This window comes from Kitasatospora sp. NPDC054768 (assembly GCF_053612025.1).
Map to the genome: position 1 here is coordinate 19,430 of NZ_JBSHBN010000045.1, position 14,838 is coordinate 34,267.

Annotated in this window: 15 protein-coding genes; 5 read left to right on the forward strand and 10 right to left on the reverse strand. The window is 74.7% G+C overall.

Going from position 1 to position 14,838, the window contains the following annotated elements; genetic code table 11:
- Positions 1-114 precede the first annotated feature (114 nt).
- Positions 115-417: a hypothetical protein gene (locus ACWGKU_RS16355; protein ID WP_452178228.1), complete on the forward strand. Its 303-nt coding sequence runs from the start codon at positions 115-117 to the stop codon at positions 415-417.
- Between the two features lie 36 nt (positions 418-453).
- On the opposite strand, the gene ACWGKU_RS16360 is transcribed toward ACWGKU_RS16355, so the two are convergent.
- Positions 454-1,206: an RDD family protein gene (locus ACWGKU_RS16360; RefSeq protein ID WP_452178229.1), complete on the reverse strand. Its 753-nt coding sequence runs from the start codon at positions 1,204-1,206 to the stop codon at positions 454-456.
- Positions 1,207-1,279: 73 nt separating this feature from the next.
- A complete protein-coding gene (locus tag ACWGKU_RS16365) occupies positions 1,280-2,935 on the reverse strand; it encodes an RDD family protein (RefSeq protein WP_452178230.1) in 1,656 nt (551 codons plus the stop codon).
- A 405-nt stretch (positions 2,936-3,340) separates the two neighbouring features.
- On the opposite strand from ACWGKU_RS16365, the gene ACWGKU_RS16370 reads away from it, so the two are divergent.
- Positions 3,341-3,757, forward strand: a complete 417-nt coding sequence (locus ACWGKU_RS16370; protein ID WP_097237712.1) for an SsgA family sporulation/cell division regulator — start codon at positions 3,341-3,343, stop codon at positions 3,755-3,757.
- Here ACWGKU_RS16370 and ACWGKU_RS16375 read toward each other — a convergent pair.
- The 4 genes from ACWGKU_RS16375 to ACWGKU_RS16390 form a co-directional block, all read right to left on the reverse strand.
- Complete coding sequence (locus tag ACWGKU_RS16375; protein ID WP_452178231.1) at positions 3,754-3,876, reverse strand: hypothetical protein; 123 nt, start codon at positions 3,874-3,876, stop codon at positions 3,754-3,756. The two genes, ACWGKU_RS16370 and ACWGKU_RS16375, sit on opposite strands and share 4 nt — an antisense overlap.
- A 60-nt stretch (positions 3,877-3,936) precedes the next feature.
- Positions 3,937-5,337 carry a glycosyltransferase 87 family protein gene (locus ACWGKU_RS16380; RefSeq protein ID WP_452178232.1) on the reverse strand — a complete coding sequence of 467 codons (1,401 nt, stop codon included), beginning with the start codon at positions 5,335-5,337 and terminating at the stop codon, positions 3,937-3,939.
- A 177-nt stretch (positions 5,338-5,514) separates the two neighbouring features.
- Positions 5,515-7,086, reverse strand: coding sequence for a sensor histidine kinase (locus tag ACWGKU_RS16385; RefSeq protein WP_452191465.1), 1,572 nt, complete (start codon positions 7,084-7,086; stop codon positions 5,515-5,517).
- 59 nt (positions 7,087-7,145) lie between these two features.
- A complete protein-coding gene (locus ACWGKU_RS16390; RefSeq protein WP_401055119.1) occupies positions 7,146-7,850 on the reverse strand; it encodes a response regulator transcription factor in 705 nt (234 codons plus the stop codon).
- 134 nt (positions 7,851-7,984) lie between these two features.
- Between ACWGKU_RS16390 and ACWGKU_RS16395 the strand changes: the two genes are divergently transcribed.
- Positions 7,985-8,536, forward strand: coding sequence for a hypothetical protein (locus ACWGKU_RS16395; RefSeq protein ID WP_452178234.1), 552 nt, complete (start codon positions 7,985-7,987; stop codon positions 8,534-8,536).
- 128 nt (positions 8,537-8,664) lie between these two features.
- On the opposite strand, the gene ACWGKU_RS16400 is transcribed toward ACWGKU_RS16395, so the two are convergent.
- Positions 8,665-9,207, reverse strand: coding sequence for a VOC family protein (locus ACWGKU_RS16400; RefSeq protein ID WP_401055117.1), 543 nt, complete (start codon positions 9,205-9,207; stop codon positions 8,665-8,667).
- Positions 9,208-9,549: 342 nt separating this feature from the next.
- On the opposite strand from ACWGKU_RS16400, the gene ACWGKU_RS16405 reads away from it, so the two are divergent.
- Complete coding sequence (locus ACWGKU_RS16405) at positions 9,550-10,011, forward strand: Lrp/AsnC family transcriptional regulator (protein ID WP_401055998.1); 462 nt, start codon at positions 9,550-9,552, stop codon at positions 10,009-10,011.
- Positions 10,012-10,164: 153 nt separating this feature from the next.
- Positions 10,165-10,935, forward strand: a complete 771-nt coding sequence (locus ACWGKU_RS16410) for a helix-turn-helix domain-containing protein (RefSeq protein ID WP_359904201.1) — start codon at positions 10,165-10,167, stop codon at positions 10,933-10,935.
- Positions 10,936-10,979: 44 nt separating this feature from the next.
- On the opposite strand, the gene ACWGKU_RS16415 is transcribed toward ACWGKU_RS16410, so the two are convergent.
- From ACWGKU_RS16415 to ACWGKU_RS16425, 3 genes are all read right to left on the reverse strand, one after another.
- Positions 10,980-11,786, reverse strand: coding sequence for a S16 family serine protease (locus tag ACWGKU_RS16415; RefSeq protein ID WP_401053469.1), 807 nt, complete (start codon positions 11,784-11,786; stop codon positions 10,980-10,982).
- Positions 11,787-11,824: 38 nt separating this feature from the next.
- Complete coding sequence (locus ACWGKU_RS16420) at positions 11,825-12,475, reverse strand: IclR family transcriptional regulator (protein ID WP_049654777.1); 651 nt, start codon at positions 12,473-12,475, stop codon at positions 11,825-11,827.
- A 352-nt stretch (positions 12,476-12,827) separates the two neighbouring features.
- Positions 12,828-14,660: a DEAD/DEAH box helicase gene (locus tag ACWGKU_RS16425; protein ID WP_387694897.1), complete on the reverse strand. Its 1,833-nt coding sequence runs from the start codon at positions 14,658-14,660 to the stop codon at positions 12,828-12,830.
- Positions 14,661-14,838 lie beyond the last annotated feature (178 nt).

Below are 14,838 nucleotides of genomic sequence, written 5' to 3' on the forward strand. Positions count from 1 at the left end.
TGTGCCCCCGCGTTCGGGGGCTAGCCTGGTCGTACCCGTCTCCCCGCGGGGTAGGACCACTGGAACCCGGCACCATTCCCGCCCGTTTCCCCCGACGTGCGAAGGACCTCCGCCATGCCGCGCCCCTCCGTCGCCCAGGTCTGCCTCGGCTCGTTCACCGTCGTCGCCACCACGGTGGTGCTGCTGGCCGCTTCGGGTGCTTCGGGCGTCCTGGCGGTCGCGGTGCTGGTGGGGTTCGCGCTGGTGCTCGGCACCGTGGTGACGGTGCTTTCGATGTCCGCCGCCGCCGCGCGGGCCGCCGCCGCGCGGGCCGCGACCGTGGAGGACGCGACCGTGGAGGCGGGCGGCGCGGACCCGGCGCGGGCACCCCGCCCCGCTGCGGCCGCCACCGGGCACGCGTACGCCCGGCAGCGCTGATCGGCCGCCGGGCGCCGGTGTGTCCTGCGCCGCCGCTCAGACCTCCGTGGTGACCACCACGGTCTTCGCGGCCTTGTCGTGCAGGCATTGCCGGTAGGGCTTGTCGAAAACGCCGAAGAACCCGTCGATGATCCACCAGAGCGCGGCGCAGCAGAGCACGGCCGGGAGGATGAAGACGGCTGCGCGGGTCCAGGCGGCGGCCGGGGTCGGCTTGTTCCCGTCGACGAGCATGGCGACGCGGACCTTCGTCGCCTTCTTGCCGAGGGTCTGGCCGTCCCGGCTGAGCATCAGGGCGTCGTAGACGAGGTAGATGGCGCAGCCGAGCCAGAACGCCTCGGTGGAGCCGTTGCGTGTGCCGAGGTCGACGAAGGGCCCCACGATGATCACGGCGACGGCCTGCACCAGGAGGTAGTCGATCAGCCGGGCGAGGATCCGTTTGGGCCAGGTGCCGATCGGCGGCATGCCGGGGACGGGGCCGGCGCCGGGGGTGCCGTACGCGCCGGGGCCGTAGCCGTGGCCGTACCCGGGCGGCGTCCGGTCGTACGGGGGTTGGCCGTACGGGCTCTGACCGGGGGTCGGCTCGCCGTACGGGCTTCCGCCGTAGGTGCCCTGGTAGGCGCCGGGGCCGCCGGACGGCTCGTGGGGCGGCTCGTTGGACGGCTCGGGGGACGGGGTCGGGCCCGACGGCTCGCCTTCCGGCGTGCCGCCGCCCGACTGCGGGGGCTGCTTGTCGAAGGAGGGCTTGCCGCCCCCCTCCGGCTGGGGGCCTGAGGGGTCGTGGGTGCTCATGACCCCGAGTAGAACATCACACATTCTCAATGTTTGGGACATTTTGTCCGTTTTGCACTGGGCCTATCGGCCCTCAGCCGCGCACCACCCGGGTGCGGGCCGCGCGGTCCTGCCACCCCCGCCGCGCCGTCCGGTCGAACACCGGCCAGACCAGGCCGAGCAGCAGCACCGTGCCGAGTTGCCGCACCGCCCACCGGAGGAGCGAGCGGCCGAGGCTCAGTCTGGTCCGGCCGGCCGGGGCGGCGGTGTTCACCACGCGGATCCGGGCCAGCCGCTTGCCGAAGGTCTGGCCGGTGCGGGCGACCGGCAGCACCTCGTAGAGCAGGCTGACGAACAGCAGGATGCCGATCAGGACGGCGATCTTGCCCAGCACCACGTCGTCCACCAGCCAGACCTGGATCTGACGCCGGCTGAGGGCGCTGGCCATCCGGGCCTGGTCGACCTTCTGCTGGAGGTGGTCGGTCACCGAGCGGCCGAGCGGAATCCCGGCGGCGACCGCGACCACCAGCAGCACGGCGGTGTCCACCGTCCGCGCCGCCAGGCGACGGCCGAGGCCGGCCGGCACGGCGACCCGGGCGGTACGGGCCGTCCGGGCGGTACGGGTGGCGCCGGCCGCCCGGGAGGACGCGGTGGCGGCGGGGGCGGCGGCGGACGGGCGGGGCTGGACGGCGGTCTCCCGAACCGTCCGTACGGCGGGCAGCGGGGCGGCGGAGGCCGCCATGGCCCCGGCGGTCGCGGCGACCGCAGCCACCGGCTTCGGGGCGACCGCAGCCGGGGCCTGGACCGCAGCCGGGGCCGGGGCCGGAATCGCCTTCTCGCCGACCACCGGCACCGGGCCCGAGGCCAGGACGGCCGGTACCGGCGTCTCCCGCACGGTCACCGCCGCGGCGGGAGCGCCGGCCGCGGCCAGTTCGACGGCAGCCGGAGCGCGCTCGGGCTCCGCACACCCCTCCTCCGCATCGAGCGCCTCCGGAAGCACCCCCCAGGAGACCCAACGCGGCGCGTCGCCCGCTTCCATCAGGCCCGGCTGCGCCCGGGGATCGGCCTGCCACCCGGACTCCCCGACCACGGGCGCCGGGGCCGGCCCCGAACCCAGGGCCGTACCCATCCCCTGGACCGCCTCGGGCACCGCACCGACGGCCACCGGCTCCTCCAGGGCCCCGGGCAGCCCGGCGCCGGCGAAGCCCGACGGCGCCACCGGCGAGACCCCCGGCGAAACGCCCGACGAAACGCCCGGCCCGTCGACCGTCCGGAACACCGGCCCGCCGATCACCTCCGCCACCCGCGGCCCGAGCACGAAGGACGCCCCGCCCGAGGTCTGGTCGAAGTACACCGGCCCGGTGTCACCCCCACCCGCGGGCGGCCCGACCCGGACCTCCGCCACCGCCCCCGGCACCACCGGCTCCGGGGCCATCCGCTCCGGGGCCACCGGCTCCGGCGCCGCTGCCACCTCCGGGAGCCCGGCCGGCTCCGGCACCACCGGCGCCACCACCGGCGCTACCGGCGGCCGCACCGGCCGCACCGCCGCACCGCCCGGGGCGGACCGCCGCGTCGCGTACCGGGGCGGCTGCAGCACCTCGCCCCCGGCGGGCGCGGGCCGACTGGTGCCGGGCACCCAGGCCGAGCCGCCCCAGTACCGGACGAAGCCGGGGATGGAGGGGTCGGAGTAGTAGCCGGGCTCGGGTGCGACGGCCGGGTCGCCGTCGGCGGCGAAGGGGCGGTCCGTCATGGGGGTCTTCTTTCCTGGCAGGTCCTGACGAGGACGGCGCGGGCCGACCGGGCCCGACCACCGCAGACGCGTCCACGCGCGCGCACGACCCGGCGCGCACCCTGCGCTCGGCGCGCGTGGGGGCGCCACCGATGGGCGGACAGTCGCCGGACAGTCACAAAGGGTAGTACCTCACCGAAGCCGTGACGGAAAGTTCGCGATTCCCCGGACAGCAGGGGGTAGCTCAAGGTAGGGAACCCAGCGCACGACGTTTGCTCGCGCGCCGTGCCACCCGCCGTTCACCACCCTCACCAAACTTCCCGAAGAAATCCCGGAAACGTGTGTAAGAGCCGGTGCGGACCGCCCTCTCAAAGGTCACAGGGGCCCGGAACCGGGCACCGCCCGAAGGCAGAGAGGAAGACGATCATGGAGCGTCCCGTCAGCGTCGTCGAGCACGAGCTGGAGCTCAACCTGGTGCTCTCGCCGGAGCACAGCGTCCCCGTCCCGGCCCGGCTGTCCTACGGCAGCCACGACCCGTACGCGGTGTACATCACCTTTCACCTGGACACCGGTTCGCCGGTGACCTGGGTGTTCGCCCGCGAGCTGCTGGTCGAGGGCACCTTCCGCCCGTGCGGCCAGGGTGACGTGCGGATCTGGCCGACCCGTTCGGGCCGGCGCAGCGTGCTCTGTCTGGCGCTGAGCTCGCCCGCCGGGGACGCGCTGCTGGAGGCCCCGCTGCCGGCCGTCGCGGCCTGGCTGGAGCGGGCGCACCGGCTGGTTCCGCCGGGCAGCGAGCTGGCCGCGCTGGACATGGACGGCTCGCTCGCCGAACTGCTCGCCTAGACATGCGCCGCAGCGTGCACCGGCTCGTACACCAGCACCAGCATCAGCACCCGCACCAGCAGCACCAGCACCAGCACCAGCACCAGCACCCGGACGAACACCCCCAGGAACGCGACCACGCCCGCAAGGACCGGCGGCGACAACGGGAGCAGGGAAGCGGGAGCGGCGCCCCCGCCGGCTCAGCGGGCCGCGGGGGCCTGCTGACGACCGCGGGCGGTGTCCGGCCCTCCGGCGTCCCGCTGTCCGGGCAGCCGGACCAGCGGCGCGCCGGCCGAACGCCGTCGGGCCCTTATCCGGACGGCGGCGGCGAGCAGGAAGCAGAGTCCGACCCACGGATAGACCGAGGTCGGCAGCTGGCGCCACGGTGACATGTCGAGGACGGCCAGGCCGACCGGCTTCGCGGCCCACATCGCGAAGGACAGGAACGCGACCAGCGTGGCCCAGAAGACGGCCCGCCAGCGCAGCCGGCGGACGCCGGCCGGGCGGGCGTGCTCGACCGAGGCCTCGGCGGCGAGCAGGACGAGCATCGGCACGCACCAGACCCAGTGGTGGGTCCAGCTGATCGGCGAGATCAGGACGGCGGTGACGGCCGCGCAGCAGACGCCCCAGGCCTCGGCCCGGGGCAGCCAGCGGCCGCTGCGCGCGGCCCAGGCGGAGACCGCGAGGCCCGCCAGCGCGATCAGGCCGGCCCCGAGGGTGGCGACGGTGCCGGGGTCGGCGCTGTGCAGCAGGCGGGCGAAGGCGCCGCGCATCGACTGGTTGTCGACGATCCAGGTCTTGCCGACCCGGGAGGAGTCGTAGAGGTACTTGGTCCAGAAGCCCCAGGTGGCGTCCGGCAGGACCAGGGCGCCGAGCAGGAAGGTGCCGAGGAAGGTGAGGCCCGCCACGAAGGCGGCCCGGATCCGACCGGTGATCAGCAGGTAGACCGCGAACAGGCCGGGGGTGAGCTTGATGCCGGCGGCGATGCCGATCGCCACGCCCTTGCTCCGCCGCCCGTCCGCACGGGTGAGGTCCCAGAGGATCAGGCAGGCCAGCGCGAGGTTGATCTGGCCGTAGCGGAGCGTGGTGAAGACCGGTTCGAGCCAGACCCCGAGGCCGGTCGCCAGGATCACGCCGATCGGCCGCAGCTCGCGGCGCGGCCAGCCGACCAGCTTGAAGGACAGGTGGGTCAGCAGGGCGAGCAGCCCGACGTTGCCGAGAGTGATCGCCACCCGGAGGACGGGCACCGGGAACCAGGTGGTCGGGACGAACAGCATCGCCGCGAACGGCGGGTACGTCGCGGGCAGGTTCCACTCGGTGACGCGCAGCGCGTACAGGTCGGTGCCGTTGGCCACGGCGGCGCCCTCGGCCCGGTAGACGATCATGTCCACCATCGAGGTGTGGACGAAGTGGCGGACCACCGCGTACACCAGCAGGGACAGCAGTGCCACGGCGGAGGCCGCCAGCAGCGGACGCCGGGGGGCCTCGCGCAGCGCCCGGACGGGGGCGCCGAGGGCCCGGCGCAGCCGGTCCGACAGGGGGGCGGGCGAGGGGTCGGGTGCGGTCCGCACCGGGCTGCGCTCGTCTTGCACCGCTGTCACTGTCCACTCCGTCCACGGCTCGGCCAACCAGCGACGATACCGGATGCCGTCCGAACGGAACCGGACACGATCAGCTACTCAGCGTGACAAAGTGGCTCTGACCGGCCGCACTCCGTCGCGGGCGGAGCACAAACGGCCGGAACCCGGACGGCCGGAACCGGGACGGTGGTCGCCCCCTCACCTCTGGAACAGGGCGCCCCGGCTCCGCCGCCGTCCGCCCCGCGCGGGCTCCGCCTCCTGGGGCCCGGTGCGCAGCCGCAGCCGGGTCTCGGCGCCGCCGAGCACCGCGGATCGGCCGAGCGCGACGTCCCCGCCGGTGGACTCGGCGAGCTTGCGGACGATGTCCAGGCCGAGGCCGGTGGAGCCCTCTCCGCCGTGCCCCTCGCCGCGCTTGAGGGCGGCGGCCGGGTCGCTGTACCCCGGTCCGGCGTCGCCGACCAGCACGATCACCGAGCAGTCGGTGGCGAGCACGTCCACCGAGAAGGCGGTGCCGACGGAGGTGTGCCGGAAGACGTTGCCGAGCAGCGCGTCGACGGCGGCCGCGAGGTCCCCGCGCTGGACGGGCACCGGCGCCGCCCGCTCGGCGCCGGCCAGCTGCCAGCGGCGTCCCTCGTCCTCGGCCAGTGCCGACCAGAAGGCGACCCGTTCCCGGATCACCTCGGCGGCGTCGCAGCCGACGGAGACGGCGGGCGCGTCCTCGGGGGCGCGGCGGGCCGAGCGGATGATCTGGTCGACCTCGCGCTCCAGCTGGGCGACCGCGTGCCGGGTGGCGTCGGCCGCGTCGCCCTCGCCGAGCGAGGCGGCGTTGAGCCGCAGCACGGTCAGCGGGGTGCGCAGCCGGTGCGACAGGTCGGCGGCCAGTTCCCGTTCTGCGGCGAGGAGTTGGACCACCCGGTCGGCCATGGTGTTGAACGCGTGGCCGGCCTCGCGCAGTTCCTCGGGGCTGCCCTCGACCTGCTTGCCCTCCACCGGGACCCGCACGGAGAGGTTCCCGGCGCCGAGCGAGCGGGCGGCGGCGGCGAGCTTGCGCGCGGAGGCGACGATGCGGCTGCCCATCCGGTCGGCGACCAGCACCGAGATGGCGACCAGGCCGAGTGCCACGGCGGAGAGCACCTGCCAGGCCGTGGCGACGCCCCGGGTGAGGTCGCTCTCGGCCACGAACACCTCGACCACCGCGGTCCGCCCGGTGTCCACCGCGACGGGCTGGAGCAGGGCGTACCCGCCGGGCACCTTCACGGTGAAGGAGCGGCCCTGCCCGCCGGCCGTGGCCACGTCGGCCGTGGTGGCGCGCCCCTCCCCCAGCATCGGGCCCCCGGGCTCGCCGGTCCCGGCGGCCACCGTCCCGGGGCCGCCTCCGCCCGGCCCGGCTCCGTCGCCCTCGACGGCGTGGACCGCGTCGCCGCCGCCTCCGCTCCCGCCGGCGGTTCCACTCCCGCCGACGGCTGCCGCGCCGCCGGCTCCACTTCCTCCGCCCGCTCCACTTCCCCCACCGGCCGCCGCGCCGCCGTGGAGCGCGCCGCCGCCACCCGCCCCGGCGGGCTGCCCGGCCGCCGGAAGGTGCACCGCCATCCGCCCCTGCCCGCCGGCGTCCGTACTGGCCAGCGCCCGGGTGATCGCCTCCTCGTCGGTGGTGATCGCCAGGGCCGGCCCGAGCGCCGCAGCCTGCCGCTCGGCGGCGGTGAAGGCCCGGTCCCGTGCGGTCTGCTGGACCATCAGTCCGAGCGGGATCAGGAAGGCCAGCGCGACCATGGTGGTCCCGGCGACGGCGGCCTTGATCAGGGCCCAGCGCAGCGAGCGCCCGAACCGCCTCATGTCCGGTGCTCCGCCGCGCCCCCGACGGCTTCCAGCCGGACCCCGACGCCCCGGACGGTGTGCAGGTAGCGGGGGTTGGAGGCGGTCTCGCCGAGCTTGCGGCGCAGCCAGGAGAGGTGGACGTCGATGGTCTGGTCGCCGCCGTAGGTCTGCTGCCAGACCTCGGCGAGGATCTCCTTGCGGGGCACCACCACGCCGGGCCTGGCCGCCAGGAAGGCCAGCAGGTCGAACTCACGGCGGGTCAGGTCGAGCGGGCTCCCGTCCAGCGCGGCCTCCCGCCGCTGGAGGTCGATGGCCAGTCCGCCGACCCGCAGCAGCTGGGCGACGGGCGCCGCGCCGCTGCCGAAGCGGCGCAGCACGGCGGTCATCCGGGCACTGAGGTGCTCCCCGGAGAAAGGTTTCACCAAGTAGTCGTCGGCGCCGTCATTGAGCAGCCGGATGATCTCGGCCTCGTCGTCCCGGGCGGTGGAGATGATCACCGGCACATTGGTCAGGCCCCGGATCATCTTGAGCGCCTCGCTGCCGTCCAGGTCGGGCAGTCCGAGGTCGAGGATCACCAGGTCGCAGCCGACCTGGGCGACCTCCCGCAGCGCCTCCAGAGCCGTGCCCACGCTGCGGACCGCGTGACCGGTGTCGGTCAGGTGGCGGATGAGGGCGGAGCGTACGAAGGGGTCGTCCTCGACCACGAGCACTGTTGCCATGGGCCTGCACGGTACGCCATCGCCGGTCAGTGGTCTGTACCTCGGGGGTGGGTCCGGACATTGTGCAACTGCCCTGCCGAATACCGGGGGTGCCGGTCTCCATCCGTTTGGAAATACGGCAGGATGTGCGGACGATGCGGAACGGACTGGTACAGCTCGGCGCCTGGGCGGCGGCCACCGGGGCGGCGGTGGCGCTGTCCTGGCTCGGCGTGCACGCGGTGCTGACCGGCGCCGCGTTCGAGCAGCCCACGGCGATCGCGCTGCCCTCCCCGAAGGCCGAGGGCACGCCGCACTCCGCGCCCGCCACGCCGGACCAGCCGCGCTCCACCCCACCGTCCACGGCCCCTTCCCCGGCGGCCTCCCCGACCACCACCGCCACTGCCGCCACCGCCCCGCACGGCCCGGCTCCCGCCACCACCACCGCGTCGCCCGGCCGCCGGCCCACCCCCAGCGCCGCCGCGACGTCCACGGTGAAGAGCTACCCGATCCCCGGCGGCAAGGTCGCGCTGGACCTGAAGCCGGACCGGGCCACCCTGGTGTCCGCCACCCCGGACCCGGGCTGGCAGATGCAGGTGTGGACCGACGGCCAGTGGCTGCGGGTCGACTTCACCCGCGGCGACGAGGCCAACTCGGTCTTCGCCTCCTGGAACGGCCACGCGCCGATCGTGGAGACGGTGGTCCGCTGACGCGCGGACCCCGACACCCCGACACCCCGACACCCCGTCAGGCGGCGGGCGGCGGGCGGCGGGCGACGGCACCGCCGGCCGTCGCGGCGCGAGCGGTCGGACAGCGGACGGTCGCACGGCGGGCGCCGTCAGAAGCCGTCGCACGGCACGTACCCCGGCAGGTACGGCCCCACGTACCCCGCCCGGTCCACCAGCGTGTGCCTGGTCCCGCCCGGCACGCCGATGGTGGCCAGCACCACCGCGCCGTAGTCGTCCCGCGCCTCGTAGGGCTCGGCCAGCGACAGCGCGCCCCGGTCCACCGCGTAGTCGTAGGCGTAGTAGACGTCCGGCACGCTCACCGTGAGGTCCAGCACCCCGTCCCCGTACCGGTCGAGGTACGCGGTCAGCTCCCGGCCGCGCGGGCCGGTGGTCCGCACCGGGGAGGTGAGCACGATCCGCGTCCCCGGCGCGGCGAGCACGTACGAGAGGGTCTCCGGGTCCCCGGTCCGCGGCCCGGCGTACGCGGTACAGCGCAGCCCGAGCGCGGCGCAGTAGCGGCGGGCCGCCCGCTCGGCGTCGGCGACCGCGAAGACCACCGCGTCGGCGCGGCCCATCGGCAGCGGCCCCTGCTCCGCGGGGTCCGGTTCGAGGCCGGCCCCGAACAGGACGGGTTCGGCGGCGGTGTCGGTCATGACTGCCCTCCCGGTAGGCGTACGGACCATCCTGGCCGTCCCGGGCACCGGGGGTGGGGCCCTGCGCACGGGGGTGTGGCTGGAGGGTGGCGCCGGTCCGACCTGCGCGCAACTGTTCCGTTTCCTCCTGGTCAAGCTGTGCCCCGGAACGGGAGAATCGGCCGCGCCGCTGTACAGAATGCCCACCACAGGACGGTGCCGTCGATGCCCCCCGCTCACGTCCCGAGCTCCCCCGGCTCGCCCAACTCCGCCGCTCCACAGGGATCTTCCTCCGCTCCGCAGGGATCTTCCTCCGCTCCGCAGGGGTCTTCCGCCGCCCAGGCGGGCAGCACCAACGACGCCATCGACATCCTGGACGGCCGGCTGATCCGGCTGCTCGCCGAGGAGCCCCGGATCGGGGTGCTGGAGTGCTCGCGCCGGCTGCAGGTCGCCCGGGGCACCGTGCAGGCCCGGCTGGACCGGCTCCAGGCCAAGGGCGTGATCGGCGGTTTCGGCCCGGAGGTGGACCCGGCGGCGATCGGCTACCCGGTGACGGCCTTCGCCACCCTGGAGATCTCCCAGGGCCAGGGCGCGGACGTGCGGGCGCACCTGGCGAGCGTGCCGGAGGTGCTGGAGCTGCACACCATCACCGGGATCGGGGACATGCTGGTGCGGATCGTGGCCCGGTCCAACGCCGATCTGCAGCGGGTGATCGACCGGGTGCTGGGCTTCGACGGGATCGTCCGCTCGTCCACGGCGATCGTGCTGGAGAACCCGGTGCCGTACCGGATCCTGCCGCTGGTCGACCAGGCCGCCGCCGAGTAGGAGGATCGGATCGGTCCGACGCGCCGATTCGGGCATATGCGTGAGGCGCCGACGGCCGCAAGATTTCTATATGAACGTTCTACTACCTCTCGCGCCGCCCTCCGGTCCGCTGATACCCGCGGCAGCCGCGCCCCGCGCCGGGTCGGCCCCGGCATGACGAACGCGGTCGCGGCCGTCGGTACCGCCCCCACCCTCATCGCCTCCGCCCAGCGCGCCCTGCGCCTGCTGGAGGCGGCCGCCCGCTACCCCAAGGGCGCCACCGCCAAGCAGCTCGCCCGGGACACCGATCTCGCCCTGGGCACCGCCTACCACCTGCTGCGCACCCTGGTGCACGACCACTACCTGGAACGCCGCAGCGGGCTCTACCGGACCGGCCCCGCGGTCGCCGGGCTGATCCGGGACGACGGCCCGGCGACCGGCCGGGCCCGGCTCCGGACGCTGCTGGGCGTGCTCGCCGACGAACTGTCCGCCGCCGTCTACTTCACCTGGTACCGGCACGGCGAGGTGGAACTGGTCGAGGCCGCCGAGGCCCCCGGCGCGCCGCTGGTCGACCGGCACGACTTCCGGGCCGGCGCGCACGCCCACGCGGCCGGCAAGACCCTGCTGGCCCTGATGACGGCCGAGGAGCGCCGGGCCCACCTGGCCCGCTACCCGATGGTGCCGTTCACCCCGTACACGCTGCGGGACCCGGCCTGCCTGCCGCTGCTGCCGCGCCAGGGCCCGCGGCGGGCCGTCCCGATCACCCAGTTCCAGGAGTACGCGCTCGGCACGGCGGGTGCGGCGGTGCCGGTCGTCGCGGGCACCGGCATCGGCGCGATCTCGGTCTCCCTGCCGATGGCCCAGGCCCACCGGCTGGCCGGGATCGCCGCCCGGTTGAGCACCCGGGTGGGCGAGGACTTCGCCGAGATGGCCTTCGGGGTCTGACCCCGCCGACCGGGCCGGCCCCGCGCGGGAGGGGCGGCGCCCGGTCAGCAGGAGGGGACGCTGCCGCCGCTCCTCAGCGCCTGGAGGGCGGAGACCGACTCGGCGAGGGTGCCGACCGGCACCAGGCGCAGCGACGCCGGGGTGTTCACCCTGGCGTCCGCGCACTCGTCCTTGGGCAGCAGGAACACCGTCGCGCCGTCCCGGGCGGCCGCCTGCGTCTTCAGGGGGACGCCGCCGACCGGGCCGACGGTGCCGTCCTTGTCGATGGTGCCGGTGCCGGCGACGGTGAGCCCGCCGGTGAGGTCGCCGCCCTTGCCGTCGCCGGCCAGCTTGTCGACGATGCCCAGCGCCAGCATCTGGCCGGCGCTCGGCCCGCCGACCTCGCCCAGGTCGACCTTGACCTTCACCTGGTCCGGCGACAGGTGGAGGTAGCCCAGCGCGGCCGCGGTGGCGGCGTCCTGCGACTCGGCCATCTGCTGGGCGGTCGCCTCGTCGGCCTTCACCGGGTTGCTCTCCGGGTAGACCGTCTCGGACGGGCGCACCGCCTCCTTCGGGTCGAACCACGCCCGCAGCGAGCGCCAGAAGGTGTTCTTCTGCCCCGCGTTGGTCGCCGTGATGGTGACCATCCGCAGCTCGCCCTCGGTGGTGCGCAGCGGCGCCCCGGTGATGGTGAGCACCGGCTTGCCCTGGTACGAGCCCAGCGTGTCCGCGGTCAGGCCCGGCCAGGTGAGGGTGTACGGCAGCGGAACGAAGGCGGCCACGCCGAACAGCGCGGCGACCAGCACCCCGCACAGCGCGAGCGCGCGGGTCCGCGGGGTGGTGAGGGCCTTGGGGAGCTTGGTGTCGGACACAAGGGGAATCCAAACACACCCGACACCGTGTGCGGGCGCTACCTCAGGGCGTCGGCCACCTCGGTCGCCGCCTCCACCACCCGGGGGCCGACCCGCTCGGGCACCATGCCGTTCAGCATCACCACGCCGACGCTGCCCTCGATGCCGCTCAGCCCGACCAGTGCGGCGGCCGCCCCGCTCGCCCCGGACTGCTCCTCCGCACGGGTGATGACGAAGCCCTGCTCGGGCCGGCGCTGGCTGGGGAAGGTGCGCGCCTCCAGGATCGCCCGGCCGGCCGCGCTCTCGGTGAGCGGGTGGCGCAGGCCCGTCCGGTAGGCGACGTGGAAGTCGGTCCAGCTGGGCTCGACCACGGCGACGGCGAGCGCCTCGTTGCCGTCCACCAGGGTCAGGTGGGCGGTGGCGCCGAGGTCCTCGGCGAGGCTGCGCAGGGCCGGCAGCGCGGCCTCGCGCAGCAGCGGGTGCACCCGGTGCGCGAGGCGCAGCACGCCGAGGCCCACCCGGGCGCGCCCGCCGATGTCCCGGCGGACCAGGCCGTGCTGTTCCAGGGTGGCCAGCAGCCGGTAGACCACCGTCCGGTTGACGGCCAGCCGGGCGGCCAGCTCGGTCACGGTGAGCCCTCGCTCGGAGTCGGCGAGGAGCTTGAGGACCCGGACGCCGCGGTCCAGGGTCTGGGAGGTCTCGGCAGTCACGACGGGCAATCCTTTCCGCGGCGCTCGCGGGGCGGGCGGCGCCGTTCCAAGGTCGGTGTCGCGCGCAGGTGGGGGTGGCCGCGCTCGGGCCGCACGGCGTCGTCCTTGACGCGCACGGCCCCGCGACGCCGTCCCGCGGGGGTTGCCCGGCGGAAGAGCGTGGGGGAAAGGTAGTGAAGGAAATGACGCGACGGAAGTGGTTGTCCAAAATTCGGGCGTGATCAACTTCAACACCGGCTCGAATTCCGGACAAACCCCCGCGATTCGCCGGGTGCGTCGGGGTGCGGGAGCGCCCCCGGTCCGATGACCGGACGCGCCCCCGGTCCGACGGCCGGGCGCGCTCGCGGCTCCGCTACTTGGCCCACTCCCGGATCTTCGCGATCCGCGCGTTGAGCTGGTTGACGGTGGCCTGCGCGGTGAGCGGCCCGCCGCACTGGCGGCGCAGCTCGTTGTGGATGGTGCCGTGCGGCTGGCTGGTGCGGTGGTGCCAGGCGGCGACCAGCGCGTTCAGCTCCTTGCGCAGCTCCCGCAGTTCCTGGTGGGTGACCACCGGCCGCTGCTCGGCCGGCAGCTCCAGCAGGTCGGCCTCCTCGGCGGGCTTGGTCTTGCTGCGCTGGATCTGCCGGTGCTGGCGCTTCTGGAGCAGCATCTGCACCTGGTCCGGCTCCAGCAGGCCCGGGATGCCGAGGTAGTCCTCCTCCTCCTCGCTCCCCGGGTGGGCCTGCATGCCGAACTCCATGGCGTTGTACAGCACCCGGTCGAAGACCGCGTCGGAGCCCAGCGCCTCGTAGGAGAACTCCTCGCCGCCCGCGCCGTCCGGCCCGTCGTTGGCCCGTTCGGCCTCGGCGAGCAGCCGGTCCTCCTCGTCGAAGAGGCCCTCGCCCTCCTTCTTCGGCCGGTCCAGCACGTGGTCGCGCTGGAGCTCCATCTCGTTGGCGAAGCCCAGCAGCAGCGGGATGGTCGGCAGGAACACGGAGGCGGTCTCGCCGCGCTTGCGGGCGCGCACGAAGCGGCCGACGGCCTGGGCGAAGAACAGCGGGGTGGAGATCGAGGTCGCGTACACCCCGACGCTGAGCCGGGGCACGTCGACGCCCTCGGACACCATGCGGACGGCGACCATCCAGCGCGAGGTCCCCTCCGCGAAGTCGGAGATCCGCTTGGACGCCTCGGCCTCGTCCGAGAGCACCAGGGTGACCTTCTCCCCGCTGATCTCGCGCAGCATCTTGGCGTAGGCCCGGGCCACGTTCTGGTCGGTGGCGATGACCAGCCCGCCGGCGTCCGGGATCGCCTTGCGGACCTCGGTGAGGCGCCGGTCGGCGGCCTGGAGCACGGCCGGGATCCACTCGCCCTGCGGGGACAGCGCGGTGCGCCAGGCCTGGGCGATCAGGTCCTTGGTCATCGGCTCGCCGAGCCGGGCCTCCAGCTCGTCGCCGGACTTGGTGCGCCAGCGCATGTTGCCGCTGTAGCTGAGGAAGATGACCGGGCGGACGACGTGGTCGGCCAGCGCGTGCCCGTAGCCGTAGGTGTAGTCGGCGACGGACTTGCGGATGCCGTCGCCGCCCGCCTCGTACGCCACGAACGGGATCGGGTTGGTGTCGGAGCGGAACGGCGTACCGGTCAGCGCCAGTCGGCGGGTGGCCGGCTCGAAGGCCTCGAAGCAGGCCTCGCCCCAGGACTTGGAGTCACCGGCGTGGTGGATCTCGTCCATGATCACGAGGGTCTTGCGGGCCTCGGTCCGGTTGCGGTGCAGCATCGGGTTGACCCCGACGCCCGCGTAGGTGACCACGATGCCGTGGTACTCCCGGGACAGCGGCCCGGAGGAGTACGCCGGGTCCAGCTTGATGCCTATCCGCGCGGCGGCCTCGGCCCACTGCTTCTTCAGGTGCTCGGTCGGCGCGACGACGGTCACCTGCTGCACCAGGTGGTTGTGCAGCAGGTACGAGGCCAGGGTGAGCGCGAAGGTGGTCTTGCCTGCGCCCGGGGTGGCGACCGCGAGGAAGTCGCGCGGCTGCGTCTCGATGTACTTGTCCAGCGCGCCCTGCTGCCAGGCCCGCAGCTTGCCCGCGGTGCCCCACGGGGCGCGGCCGGGGAAGGCCGGGGAGAGGTGGTGCGAACCGGCGGGCGCACCATGGCCGGCGGATCGGGCGGGCGCCTGCGACTCCGGTGCGTCGGAGAACAGCGGCATCGAGGAGGCGGCGGCAGTACTCACGGTCTCCGAGGGGGGATCATCGCAGGTCAGAGGCGGTTTAGCGGCCTCGCCCCGCGGTCGGGCGGCGATCGGGCAACCCGCCCAGCGTACCGGGTCCGGCGCCGTTCGGGCCTCCGGGCGAGGCGCCGCGCCCGGCCCGCGCGGCCGGAAATCG